The organism is Limnospira fusiformis SAG 85.79 (assembly GCF_012516315.1).
Lineage (GTDB): Bacteria > Cyanobacteriota > Cyanobacteriia > Cyanobacteriales > Microcoleaceae > Limnospira > Limnospira fusiformis.
Window position 1 is genome coordinate 5,866,066 of record NZ_CP051185.1, and the last position, 13,552, is coordinate 5,879,617.

Genomic DNA, 13,552 nt, shown 5'->3' on the forward strand with positions numbered 1-13,552 from the left:
GGACTGCCGAAATGTATTTCAGACAAAAAGGGAGGCTGGGGATTTGTCCCCAGCCCTCTCCCATGGAAACTAGCCCTTTAAACACTAACAACAGATTGGCGATCGCCCACCTGATTAGCGTTGGGTTCTAGGGAAGATTGTAGGCGGTTGAGAGCATTAATGTAGGCCTGAGCAGAAGCTACGATAATATCCGTATTAGCAGCATGACCAGAAAAGACTCGTCCTTGATAGCGTAAGCGAATAGTAACCTCTCCGATCGCATCAATTCCCGCAGTTACTGACTGTACAGAAAACTCAATCAACTCATTAGGAACATTAACCACGCGGTTAATAGCTTTATAAACCGCATCCACCGGACCAGTTCCCGTAGCCGCGTCAGTCAACTCTTGGCCTTGAGGAGTTCTGAGGGTAACAGTCGCAGTCGGACGAGCATTATTTCCACAGGATACCTGTACTAACTCCAGGCGGAACAATTCCGGGGTTTGTTGAATTTCATCATTAACGATCGCTTCAATATCCCAGTTAGTGACTTCTTTTTTCTTGTCAGCCACATCTTTAAATCGGACAAAAGCCTTATTAATCTCATCATCAGACAGGTCAAAACCCAACTCCTGTAGACGATTTTGGAAGGCATGGCGGCCGGAATGTTTACCTAAGACAATCAGGTTATCATTCAATCCAATGGATTGAGCATCCATGATTTCATAGGTTAGCTTATTTTTGAGAACCCCATCTTGGTGAATTCCCGACTCGTGAGCGAAGGCATTAGCACCGACAATGGCCTTATTAGGTTGTACTAACATCCCCGTTAGGTTAGATACCAAACGGGAAGTTTTGTAAATCTCACGGGTATTAATATTGGTGATGGGAGCTTCTGAGTCAGCCGGACGACCAAAGAAGGGGTTAAAGAATTGTCGGCGCACATGGAGGGCCATAACTAGCTCTTCTAGGGCTGCATTTCCGGCGCGTTCTCCGATACCATTAATGGTGCATTCGAGTTGTCGTGCGCCATTTTTAACGGCTTCTAGGAAGTTGGCCACCGCCAACCCTAGGTCGTTGTGACCGTGGACGGAAATGATGGCTTGATCAATATTGGGGACGTTTTCCTTAATTCCGCGAATTAAACCTCCAAATTCTGAGGGGGTGGTGTAGCCAACGGTATCGGGAATATTAACTGTTGTCGCACCAGCCGCGATCGCTCTTTCTAAAACTTGATAGAGAAATTCGGGGTCAGACCGTCCAGCGTCCTCTGGAGAAAATTCGATATCCTGACATAACGATTTAGCATAGGCTACCATCTCGCTGGTGATGTCTAGGACTTCCTGGCGAGTTTTTTTGAGTTTGTATTTCAGGTGAATATCAGAGGTAGCAATAAAAGTATGAATGCGGGGATGAGCCGCCGGTTTCAGAGCCTTAGCCGCCGCTTCAATATCAGCTTTGACAGACCGAGCGAGACTACATATAATCGGACCGTTTTCGGTTCCTACGGTTTCCGCAATGCGTTGTACAGCTTCAAAGTCTCCGCTACTGGCGATCGCAAACCCGGCTTCAATAACATCTACCCCTAAACGCGCTAGTTGTCGAGCGATTACTAGCTTTTCATCAACGTTTAAGGTGGCTCCTGGGCATTGTTCTCCGTCCCGTAGGGTAGTATCAAAAATAATTACCCGATCTGGGTGAGGTTGAATGGTCATTGGTGTAAATCCTCCCATAGTCAACAGTTTAACTTAATAGTCGATTTTCTCAATCTGGTCTCGGATGTCGTTAAGATCTATATAGCGATCGGTAGCGTTGCGTAGTTCCCTCGCAATCATTCCTTCTGTGGAAACTACGGTGATATGAGTATTTTTAGAACGTAGCAACTCAATAGCTCGCTCAAAATCACCATCTCCGCTAAACAACACTACGCGATCGTATTGATCTACCGTATTAAACATATCGACCACAATTTCAATGTCCAGATTTGCCTTTTGAGAATACCTACCTGAACTATCATCATAGTATTCTTTTAAGATTTTGGTGCGGACTGTATATCCTAGGCTAATCAAGGCATCCCGAAACCCCCTTTGGTCTTGAGGGTCTTTGAGTCCCGTGTACCAGAAAGCATTAATAAAAATCAGATCGGCTTGTTCATGTTTAAAATAGTCCAAAACCCTTCGGGGATCAAAAAACCAGCCGTTTTTTTGTTGAGCGTAGAACATATTGTTACCGTCCACAAAAATAGATAGACGGTTTCTCAAGTTAGGCATACAAACTAAAGACCTAATATTTGTAGTAAAGAATTTAAACTAGATACTTTATCTTAGCACGTGAATACTCACTAAGTTTAACCCGAATTTATGACAAAATTGATATGTCATATCAGAGCCTATAATCCAACCTATGCCTAGGTTTTACTATCCTCCAATAGGCTAACAAAACCCTAATTTTCGAGTTGTCAGAACCATATAAAAATATCATATTGGCTGTTCAATATCCTAATTTCACGATAGTTTCACCTGAGTTTCACCTTTGATTATATTAGCTGCAATTGAAATCACTACTAGCCGATCTTACCCTCCTTTCAATGGCGGTTATGATCTTCAGGAGTTTAGTTAAAGCCAGACCAACAGCGAGCCACAGTAGTATCTTACTGCTAAAGTTAGTCAGCGAGCCATCAAGGTCTAAGATATAGCCAGTGCGACCGAGTGATTTCTGTGGTAGGTAATAATGCCATACTGGACTGATGACTGGACACCACAAACGCCACTAACTGACGAAATACCTAACTGGTACATTCGTAGCATGGGCGGCGCTTTGGCTGAAACTGACTAATAGTAGTGTTTTCTGGTCTCAATTTAAAATATAGAAGTCCGATTATGACCCTCATAATAGTATACAGTGTTGTGTGCTTTCCTGGCGCGGGCGATCGCCCTACTAAGCAGAAAACCCCTAAATTTCTTGACTCTCCAAAGCCCAGCGAGCTAGTTGGGTGCGGTTATGAAGTCCAGTTTTACCTAACATATTACTGATATGGCTTTCAATAGTCCGCTGGCTGACTTCCATAATTTTGGAGATTTCCCGGTTTCCCTTCCCCTTGGCTACCAACTCAACCACCTTTAACTCAGTTGGGGTCAACTCCACCCCCTCGCGAACTCTAATTTTTTGCGAGGCTTCGATTACGGATTTACGATATCGGGTCAGGCGTTCAGTTTGTCGCAGAGATGACTCTACCTGAGCCATTAGTTCTTCTGGATCAAAAGGCTTGACCATATACACATCAGCCCCGGTATTCAGGCCTTTAACCCGGTCTTCGCTTTGTCCTTTCGCAGATAGGAAAATTACCGAAATCCAACCAAATTGGGCATTTTCCCGGATTAGCTTGACTAGGGTATAGCCATCCATCTCCGGCATCATAATGTCACAAATTATTAATTCTGGCACTTCCTCTTCCAGTTTTTCGAGGGCTTTTTGACCATTTTCGGCAATGGTGACTTGATATCCTCGCAATTCCAGATAATCGCTGATCAAAATCACGAGGTTAGGATCATCGTCTACTAGCATAAGTCGCCTTGGTTCCGGTGCGACAGTATTTTCGTTCATCTGACTGTTCCGTTGGAGATCTGATCTAGTTGGGGTACTGTTAACAATTCAGTCAAACTTTTTAGGTGTTTTTACCTATAAAATCCGACAATTCAACCACTATAGTTAGAATGGGATTCCTGACCCGATAATCATGATCAAGTTGATGATTCTAATTCCGATAAACTTAATGGGTGGGTGAGAAAGGCGTACTCCTCCACCACCCTAGACCCGATTAGGTGTTCTTGAATAATTCGTTCAATCACTTCGGGAGTGGCGGATCTGTACCAAACACCATCTGGATATACTACTAAAATTGGCCCTTGACAACACACCCGCAAACAATTGGCTTTGGTTCTAAATATACAACCGGGATGGTCCGCTGTGGGACGGTCTAGGTTTAGTTCTTTGAGCCGATTTTTGAGATAATTCCAAGATTCGATACTGGCTGGCTTCGAGCAGCATTTCGGGTTGGTTTGGTCAGCGCATAGGAATATGTGACGTTGAATTTGCGATAAACCTAGGTTCTTAACCGTGACTGCTAGAGACCCTCCCTCGCAATACTCGGGGTTGTTAGTTTCCGGTTCTGGGTTTTGGGGATGTTCAATCATAAAGTTACGGATAATATGCTTGGATAATGATACCTGAGACCCAATCATCCATTATACCGAAGACACGGGAAACATTGGCAAGTTCACACTCACCCATAAGTTTTTGGCTATTTTCACTTTTCACTACCGGATCGGTTCGGAAACCCGTACAGTTGATGCTGTTGCGATCGCCTTACTCGATTAGGTAAATTAGCACTCAGAGGTTGAGAGTGCTAAAAACATCAGATGGACATCCGACCGAGATGGGCAAACTTGAGACAGTTTCCCTAAGTGGGGTCTAAATGCTGTTAACTCTCAGCACAGTGTTTGAAAATAGGAGGTAATTGAATGGCTGCTGTCTCTCTTAGTGTTTCTACGGTTAAACCCCTTGGCGAGCGTGTGTTCGTTAAGGTCAGTGCTTCAGAAGAAAAAACTGCAGGCGGAATTCTGCTGCCGGACACCGCTAAAGAAAAACCCCAGGTTGGCGAAATCGTAGCCGCTGGACCGGGACGACGCAATGATGATGGCTCCCGCTGCGAAATGGAAGTCAAAGTCGGCGACAAAGTTCTGTATTCCAAATACGCCGGAACTGATATCAAACTCGGCGGCGATGAATACGTCCTGTTGGCTGAAAAAGACATCCTGGCGATCGTCAACTAAACCGATAACTAATCATTATCCCACATTTTGACTCTTCTGTGGGTCGCTAGCGTGTCAAAACTGATTGACAGTCCTTTGTAGTATCCGAATAGCAACTGAAATAGGAACCTATGGCAAAACGTATTATATACAACGAAAATGCTCGTCGCGCCCTCGAACGTGGTATGGACATCTTGGCTGAGTCCGTAGCCGTTACTCTCGGACCCAAAGGCCGTAACGTAGTCCTAGAAAAGAAATTTGGCGCACCCCAAATCGTTAACGACGGGGTGACGATCGCCAAAGAAATCGAACTCGAAGATAACATTGAGAATACTGGTGTAGCCCTGATTCGTCAAGCGGCTTCTAAAACCAATGATGCGGCGGGAGATGGAACCACCACTGCAACGGTTCTAGCTCATGCCATGGTTAAAGAAGGACTGCGGAACGTAGCAGCCGGAGCTAACCCCATTGAACTGAAACGGGGAATTGATAAGGCGACAGCTTTCTTGGTAGACAGAATTGCTGAACACGCTCGCCCTGTGGAAGATTCTAAAGCGATCGCTCAAGTTGGTACCATCTCTGCTGGTAACGACGAAGAAGTTGGTCAGATGATCGCTGAAGCCATGGACAAAGTGGGTAAAGAGGGTGTGATTTCCCTCGAAGAAGGTAAGTCCATGACTACCGAACTGGAAATCACCGAAGGTATGCGCTTTGATAAGGGCTATATCTCCCCTTACTTCGCTACCGATACCGAGCGCATGGAAGCTATCCTCGATGAGCCTTATATCCTGCTCACCGATAAGAAAATTACCTTGGTTCAGGATTTAGTTCCGGTTCTCGAACAAGTAGCGCGCGCTAGTCGTCCTCTGTTAATTATTGCTGAGGATATCGAAAAAGAAGCTCTGGCTACCCTGGTGGTTAACCGCCTGCGGGGTGTGCTGAATGTGGCTGCTGTTAAGGCTCCTGGTTTTGGCGATCGCCGCAAAGCCATGTTAGAAGATATTGCAGTTCTCACCGGTGGTCAAGTCATCACTGAGGATGCTGGTCTGAAACTGGAAAGCACCAAGATTGATATGCTTGGTAAAGCTCGCCGCATCACCATCACCAAAGACAACACCACCATTGTCGCTGAAGGTAACGAAGCTGGTGTTAAAGCTCGTTGTGAGCAGCTACGCCGTCAAATGGAAGAAACCGAGTCTTCCTATGACAAAGAGAAACTACAAGAGCGTCTCGCTAAATTGGCTGGTGGCGTAGCAGTTATCAAAGTTGGTGCTGCTACTGAAACCGAAATGAAGGATCGCAAACTGCGCCTGGAAGATGCCATCAACGCCACCAAAGCTGCTGTTGAGGAAGGAATTGTTCCCGGTGGTGGTACAACTCTCGCTCACTTGGCTCCCCAGGTCGAAGAGTGGGCAAGTAGCAATCAATTGACTGGTGAGGCTCTCACTGGTGCTATGATTGTGGCTCGCGCTCTGTTGTCTCCCCTGAAACGGATCGCTGAAAATGCGGGCGAAAATGGCGCTGTGGTTGCTGAACGGGTGAAAGAAAAATCCTTTGATGTGGGCTACAATGCAGCTAATGGCGAATATGTCAATATGTTCGAGGCTGGTATTGTTGACCCCGCTAAAGTGACTCGTTCTGCTCTCCAAAATGCCGCTTCTATCGCTGGCATGGTGTTAACTACCGAGTGTATCGTCGCTGACAAGCCAGAACCCAAAGACAACGCGGCTCCCGCAGGCGCTGGCATGGGTGGCGACTTCGACTACTAAGATTTAAGTTAGGATATAGGTTAAGGTTTCGGGCTGCCTTTGGGTTGGCCCTCCTTAATCAAAAACCAGGGACTCCGATACTATCGGGGTCTTTTTTTGTCTCTGGCCACTTTAATTGATAATTAATACTTTTAGTTATGCACTCTATTATTGATTATTGATAATAAATTTAAGCCAATATCTAAGGTTATTTGGCTAAAAGTCCTGATATATATGGCTTATAGCTATTCGTAACAAAACTTAACTTGCATTTTATTGAAAGTTATTTACAATAAGGCTTAACAGCTTATTGAGATACTTATGCAATAAGCTGGGAAGATGTATAACGTTGTAGCACTATGCAGACTTACGAAAATCCAACCGTAAAATATGACTGGTGGGCGGGTAATGCGCGCTTTGCTAACCTGTCTGGGCTATTTATTGCCGCCCACGTTGCTCAATCAGCCTTAATTGCATTTTGGGCTGGAGCCTTTACCCTGTTTGAGGTTTCCTGGTTCGACCCCACCCTACCCATGGGAGAACAAGGGCTAATTCTGCTACCTCACCTAGCCACCCTGGGATTAGGTGTCGGGGATGGTGGACAAGTGGTAGATACTTACCCTTTCTTTGTGGTGGGAGCCGTTCATTTAATCTCCTCAGCGGTATTAGGTGCGGGAGCCCTATTTCACACCTTCAAAGCACCCGAAGATTTAAAAACCGCCCAGGGTCAAGCCCAGAAATTTCATTTTGATTGGGAAGACCCAAAACAGTTGGGCTTAATTTTAGGGCATCACTTACTGTTTTTAGGTATGGGAGCCTTATTGCTAGTCGCCAAAGCTATGTATTTTGGCGGACTGTATGATGCAGCCACTCAAACCGTCCGTCTGGTAACAGAACCTACCCTTAACCCCGCAACTATCTATGGCTATCAAACCCATTTTGCCACTATCGATAATCTTGAAGATTTGGTTGGGGGTCATATTTATGTAGGGGTGATGCTCATCGCTGGCGGTGTTTGGCATATCTTAGTTCCCCCCCTCAAATGGGCGAAAAAAGTCCTGATTTTTTCAGGAGAAGCTATCCTGTCTTATTCCTTGGGTGGCATTGCTTTAGCGGGTTTTGTGGCGGCTTATTTCTGCGCGGTCAATACTTTGGCTTATCCTGTGGAGTTCTACGGTCCGCCTCTGGATATTAAACTCGGAATTGCGCCTTACTTTGCAGATACAACAGTCCTACCAATGGGCGCTCATACCCCCCGCTGTTGGTTAGCTAATGCTCATTTCTTCTTAGCATTCTTCTTCCTCCAAGGACATCTTTGGCACGCTCTGAGAGCCTTGGGATTTGATTTTCGTCGGGTTGAACGAGCTTTAAACTCTATCGAAGTTTAAGTCTGAGCAAGTCCCCCTAGACGGGTGGGTGGGTCAGTTTCATCTCTGGATATCTATTGACTCATCCACTACTCGATTAGAGATTATTTCCCCCCCCTGGTATCATATCCTTTCGCCAATGGAAATAGGTTAAATGAATTGTCCTTGTTGTTCGGGAGAATTACTGCTACATTGTAGCCATCATGGCTTATATTGGCAATGCCAAAATTGTCGCCTGACTTTGCCAGCTTCAGAAACTCTTGACCGACTCTTATTTGAGGCTAGTTATTCGGAAAAGCACTCCCCGACCTGCCCTCATTAATCGATACAATTGCCCGGAAATATCATTAGGAGAAATTCATGGCTGTCTTACATGATGCAGTGTGGTTAAATGTCAGTCCTGCTTTCCAAGAGTTTAACCAACCCTGCTTAAATTTTTTGTCTCAATCTGCTTATCTTAGCCAATATAAGTATTATCTGAGTCTGGATGAACCGCTGTCATTTAATACGCCATTAATTTGGCTCCATAACTATCTCAAAAATTGTGATTATCCTGTGCATTTAATTGGACATGGTATGAGTGGATTGTTGGGGTTATTATATGCTCGTCAACATCCAGAAATGGTGCGATCGCTTACTTTAATTTCTGTGGGGTTTTATCCGTCTGTTGATTGGCAGGCTCATTATTATGTACAACGACAACTTCTCAATTGTAGTCAACAAAAACTGTTAACTCAAACAGTTTATAACCTCTTTGGTTTTCAATGTCCTCCCATTACTAAAAAATTGATTGGTATTTTGAAAGAGGATATGATTAGTTCCCTGTCTCCCCATACTTTATATAAACGGGTCAGTTTTTCTCCTGGTGGTGTCCAGGTTCCTTTGCTGGTATGTAGAGGCGAACATGATGTGGTTATTGACCAGAATTTATGGCAGGGGTGGTCAAGGGTTTTTAAACCATGCGATCGCCTTTGGCAATGTCCAAATGGTCGCTATTTTTGCCATTATTTTGACCCCCAAAAAGTCGGTGAGACTATTGTTAATTTTTGGGATAATCTCCTGAAATCTTCAGATGTTATCTGCCCCGCCGATTCTCTTATTTATGACTGAATAACATAATCGACTAATTTTCCTTAGAATGCCTGAACTGATTACAGTTACAGCAAAGATTGTGCTGACACAATTCACCTCAATTTTACCCAGGAGATAATCATGACTGAACCCGCATTAACACCAATTAACTATTTGCCCATTAATCCCATATTTCCATTGTTTATATTCATGACATTGATGGGATTTATTTGCTCGTGTATTGTCGCGATAAAAGATGGATTAAAAAATGTAAAAAAACTCCATGATATTCCCTGTAGTCGCTGCGCTTTTTTTACGGGAGACTATCGCTTAAAATGTACCGTTCATCCCTGTAAAGCCTTATCAGAAGAAGCAATTAATTGTAGAGATTTTGAATTAAACACCGGTCCGGCGCGGAACCGACCACCTTTAGAAAAATAACATACCAGCATAGTCGGGTGTTGAGGATTTTTGGCGATCGCCCCTGACTTGACTCTAACTCTAGGGAAATGGGCATTGAGCCTCAATTCCCTTTTTTGCTGTCATAACGGCAGCTTGGGGAATTTTTGAGGAAATCTTAAAACTGTGGTATCGTCCCGAATTATTAAGGATTGTAAATTTTGAGTGCTGACAATGCCAGTGAAGGCATATAATTAACCCTTGGCGAAAAATCAGAGACCGGGAGAAATAGGTTAAACCAAAATCTAATGATCCATACTTTACATGATCAGGGATAACTACCACCTAAATACAAGTTCGTTTATTGTATTAGATACGGAAGGAAAAAACAGCTTAACCGAAGTGGCGCTGGTGGATAATCAGGGAGCAATTTGCTATCAAGCATTTGTTGCCAAAAACCATCCAGAACCGACATTTAGGCTGAACATTGCGACACTGCTAGATATAGTTAAACAAGTCGATAATCTGTGCCATAATCAAGTAATAATCTGCCATCATGCTGAACATGATCAAAGGATATTAGAGCGCAGTTTTGAACAAGTAGCAATTCCCTATCCTAATTATCAATTTATCTGTACCTGTAAGTTAGCCAAACAGCAGTTACCAAACCTTCCCGACTATGGATTAAGTTATTTATGTAAAACCTTAGACCTGCGATTAAATGGCGATCGCTTTGATGATCGCTATGCTCACCGTGCTAGTTATGATGCACAATTTACTTACAAACTTTATCGTTATTTAAACCCATTAAAATCACCGAATATGTCTGAAAATATTGCCCAACTATACCAGAATACCCCTAATCCTTTCAGCAGTATCCGAGTTAATACACCCTTTGAATATCACCCGGACTATGCTGATATTTACAGCCATCAATTTGACACACTGAAAGCCGTAATTCATGAAATCAAAGAATCCCCCAACCATCAAAGCCAAGGAGCCATAGTTTTGGGAGGACCGGGTTCTGGTAAAACCCATTTAATGATGCGACTGGCTCAACAAGTCCTGAAGACAAACCGCCTATTTTTTATCCGCCACCCGACTAATGCTGAGGCGGTGAACTACCATACATATACGAGAATCCTAGAATCATTTTCGGAAGAAATTACCCAGAAGAAGCTGACGCAACTCGAACAGTTTTTTGCGAAAAGTTTTGTCAATATCCTGAGCCAAACTGACTGGGTAAATAGCGAAAAAGGTAGACTAATGATCGCTAAACTACAGGATGATAACCTATCGCTATATGAACGGGTAGGACAACCGGGAACAGACCGCTATCGCAAAAATTGGGATGCGATAGAAAATAAAATTTTAGGGTGGTGGCGGGCTAAATATGGACTCTCCACGGACTACAGTTCCCAAGTCTTAATAGGGATTATACGGTTCTGTAGGTATACGGAAGTTAACCGAAAAAACCTAGTGCGCTATTGGTTATCTGGGAATGGAGATGCTGACTTCTCGGAAGAATTAAACCAGGTGGGATTAAAACCCTGGGGGGAAGATTTTAACCGGGAAGAATTTGCCCTAGAAGCTATCAAAACCCTAGGTCAACTGTCCCTATTAGATGAACCGCTGATTTTAATTTTTGACCAACTGGAGTCCCTATTTGAAGCACGTCACCAATCAACCTTAGAAAGTTTCGGTTCGACGGTGAAGGAAATTTTAACCCACGTTCCGAATAGCTTAATTATTCTGAATTTCTTTCCTGACCGTTGGGAGCGTTTTCAAGAACAATTTGATGGTTCAGTGATAGACCGTGTTTCTCAGTCTGTGGTGACATTGGGAAGACCATCTAAAGCACAACTGCATCAATTACTCAAAACTCTCTGTCAACTGAAAATTGAAACTAATTCCCCCCACGCTACGGTTGATATTGAAGTGCTGTTTACGAAAAAGGAACTCACAGAAATTGTCAATCAACCCTCAATTCGCGCAGTTATCAAACGTGCTTCTGACTACTTCCGCCATAAGGTGCAGGGTGTTCCCCTACCGCCAATTATTGCACCCCGGAAGGCTATCACAGTGGAGGCGGTGCAGTTTAAACAGCAATTACAAGGACTTTATCAAGCGGTACAAGAGGTGATTAAAACGTTCGATAATCTGACTCTATCTCCCCCGGAACAGCAACTACCGGAAACGGAGGAACTGGAATTAGATTTGGAGGATTTGCCTGAAGAAGAGAGACAGGAAAAGGCGACGGAAGGGCGACCTATAGAGCCGGAAATTGCCATAAAAGCTGATGCGGAATCGGAAAAATTGGTCGATTTGCAATTAGATGAATATTGGCAGAACCTGTTAAACCAATGGGAAAAGGACTATGATAAACCTCGCGTTATTAGTGATACGGATGATGTGGGTAAACTAATGGCGATTGTTTCGGCATTTAATAACCGATATCCGCTGAAGGTTGAACAACTGTCATTTGGACAGCGAAAAATACCAGAGCATTTGTGTATTAAAACAGGTCAACAAACTTATGTGCTGGCATTTTTGCATGGTTCAGGGAGTGCGTTTACTGGGAGAATTAAAAATTTTAATCGATTGGCTCTTGCTCATAAAAAAATGCGGTTTCGGTTAATGCGGGATGCTGTGGAACCGCCGATAAGGGGAGATGTTGGTCTGCGAGAAATTCAGATACTTGATGCGGTTAACCATGGGGAATATGTGATTATGGATAGGAGCGATCGCATTTGTTTTGAGTGTATATATCAAGCGATTATTGATTGGGAAAATCGCGAGTTTGCTGTAGGGATAACTCTGGAAGATATAGTTGATTTTTTGTCGATGAAACTGCCAGATTATTGGTTGATTAAGTGCCTGAGTTAATGGTAGAATGGGGGAAGCGATCGCCCCACTTCCTGAAAAAATGGTCGGACCAGTGGCGCGGCGGGGGGTGGGTATCAATGACAAACAGCAAGGGGTCTGAATTAGCACGCTATGCGATCGCCCCAATATGAGACAATAGAAAACGGTATACCGGAAACTAGAGAAACAATTGTGAGTCCAACAGCCGTCACAACTGATACAGCCAAAATATCCCAAACCAGCCGTCGCGCCGTTTTTCCCTTTACGGCGATCGTTGGTCAAGAAGAAATGAAATTAGCCCTGCTGCTGAACGTGATTGACCCCAAGATCGGCGGCGTAATGATTATGGGCGATCGAGGTACAGGTAAATCGACCACCATTCGCGCCCTAGCTGACCTGCTACCAGAAATAGAGGTCATAGCCGACGACCCCTTTAACAGTCACCCCAGCGATCCTGAACTGATGAGTGATGGGGTCCGAGAACGCATGAGTTTATCCGAAGCCATCCCGGTGACCCGTCGCAAGGTACAAATGATCGACCTACCCCTAGGGGCGACAGAAGATCGGGTTTGTGGAACCATTGACATTGAAAAAGCGTTGGCTGAAGGGGTAAAAGCCTTTGAACCGGGACTATTAGCCAAAGCCAATAGGGGTATCCTCTACGTTGACGAGGTAAACCTTCTCGACGATCACCTAGTCGATGTCCTACTAGACTCCGCCGCCAGTGGTTGGAATACGGTGGAAAGAGAAGGCATTTCTATCCGCCACCCGGCGCGTTTTGTCCTGGTGGGTTCAGGAAACCCAGAAGAAGGGGAATTGCGACCCCAATTATTAGACCGTTTTGGAATGCACGCGGAAATTCGCACGGTGAAAGAACCTAGTCTGCGAGTCAAAATTGTGGAACAGCGGACAGCCTTTGACCAAAACCCGCCGGAGTTCTTAGGAGAGTATCAACTATCCCAGGAAGAACTACAACGGCGCATAGTAGAAGCCCAAGAGAGACTATCGGGGATTAATATTGATTATGATCTGCGGGTGAAAATCTCTCAGGTCTGCTCAGAATTAGATGTAGATGGACTGCGGGGAGATATTGTCACTAACAGGGCGGCGAAGGCTTTAGCTGCGTTTGAAGGGGCTACAGAGGTCACTGTTGACCATATTGGTCGGGTGATTACTTTGTGTCTGCGCCACCGACTGCGGAAAGATCCATTGGAGTCTATTGATTCTGGAAACAAAGTCCAGAAGGTGTTTCGCCAAGTGTTTGGATTACCCGAACCGGATCAAAATTAGTTAACAACATCACAGGCAACTT

General features: G+C 44.4%; 12 protein-coding genes. 8 read left to right on the forward strand and 4 right to left on the reverse strand.

The features are described from left to right. Positions 1-77 precede the first annotated feature (77 nt). The 4 genes from HFV01_RS27325 to HFV01_RS27340 all read right to left on the reverse strand — a co-directional run bounded on the left by HFV01_RS27325 (position 78) and on the right by HFV01_RS27340 (position 4,172). Positions 78-1,694 carry a 2-isopropylmalate synthase gene (locus HFV01_RS27325; RefSeq protein WP_006622399.1) on the reverse strand — a complete coding sequence of 539 codons (1,617 nt, stop codon included), beginning with the start codon at positions 1,692-1,694 and terminating at the stop codon, positions 78-80. A 33-nt stretch (positions 1,695-1,727) separates the two neighbouring features. Then, a complete protein-coding gene (locus tag HFV01_RS27330; protein WP_006618367.1) occupies positions 1,728-2,249 on the reverse strand; it encodes a LabA-like NYN domain-containing protein in 522 nt (173 codons plus the stop codon). Positions 2,250-2,931: 682 nt separating this feature from the next. Beyond that, positions 2,932-3,582, reverse strand: a complete 651-nt coding sequence (locus tag HFV01_RS27335) for a response regulator transcription factor (RefSeq protein WP_046319061.1) — start codon at positions 3,580-3,582, stop codon at positions 2,932-2,934. A 137-nt stretch (positions 3,583-3,719) separates the two neighbouring features. Next, on the reverse strand, positions 3,720-4,172 hold the full coding sequence (locus tag HFV01_RS27340) for a ferredoxin (protein ID WP_187757975.1): 453 nt from the start codon (positions 4,170-4,172) through the stop codon (positions 3,720-3,722). Positions 4,173-4,499: 327 nt separating this feature from the next. On the opposite strand from HFV01_RS27340, the gene groES reads away from it, so the two are divergent. The 8 genes from groES to bchI all read left to right on the forward strand — a co-directional run bounded on the left by groES (position 4,500) and on the right by bchI (position 13,530). After that, on the forward strand, positions 4,500-4,811 hold the full coding sequence (groES, locus tag HFV01_RS27345; RefSeq protein WP_006618364.1) for a co-chaperone GroES: 312 nt from the start codon (positions 4,500-4,502) through the stop codon (positions 4,809-4,811). Positions 4,812-4,921: 110 nt separating this feature from the next. Continuing rightward, positions 4,922-6,559, forward strand: a complete 1,638-nt coding sequence (groL, locus tag HFV01_RS27350; RefSeq protein ID WP_006622402.1) for a chaperonin GroEL — start codon at positions 4,922-4,924, stop codon at positions 6,557-6,559. A gap of 338 nt (positions 6,560-6,897) precedes the next feature. After that, positions 6,898-7,926, forward strand: coding sequence for a chlorophyll a/b binding light-harvesting protein (locus tag HFV01_RS27355; RefSeq protein ID WP_006622403.1), 1,029 nt, complete (start codon positions 6,898-6,900; stop codon positions 7,924-7,926). A 133-nt stretch (positions 7,927-8,059) separates the two neighbouring features. Beyond that, positions 8,060-8,227, forward strand: a complete 168-nt coding sequence (locus tag HFV01_RS27360; protein ID WP_164468737.1) for a hypothetical protein — start codon at positions 8,060-8,062, stop codon at positions 8,225-8,227. Between the two features lie 38 nt (positions 8,228-8,265). Then, entirely contained in the window at positions 8,266-9,015 is a 750-nt protein-coding gene (locus tag HFV01_RS27365) for an alpha/beta fold hydrolase (protein ID WP_006670061.1), read from the forward strand. A gap of 102 nt (positions 9,016-9,117) precedes the next feature. After that, positions 9,118-9,417 carry a hypothetical protein gene (locus HFV01_RS27370; RefSeq protein ID WP_108615153.1) on the forward strand — a complete coding sequence of 100 codons (300 nt, stop codon included), beginning with the start codon at positions 9,118-9,120 and terminating at the stop codon, positions 9,415-9,417. A 282-nt stretch (positions 9,418-9,699) separates the two neighbouring features. Continuing rightward, the gene (locus tag HFV01_RS27375) at positions 9,700-12,261 is read left to right on the forward strand and encodes an exonuclease domain-containing protein (protein WP_193520597.1); all 2,562 of its coding nucleotides are present in this window, start codon (positions 9,700-9,702) and stop codon (positions 12,259-12,261) included. A 111-nt stretch (positions 12,262-12,372) separates the two neighbouring features. Then, positions 12,373-13,530 carry a magnesium chelatase ATPase subunit I gene (bchI, locus tag HFV01_RS27380; RefSeq protein ID WP_006670057.1) on the forward strand — a complete coding sequence of 386 codons (1,158 nt, stop codon included), beginning with the start codon at positions 12,373-12,375 and terminating at the stop codon, positions 13,528-13,530. Positions 13,531-13,552: the final 22 nt, after the last annotated feature.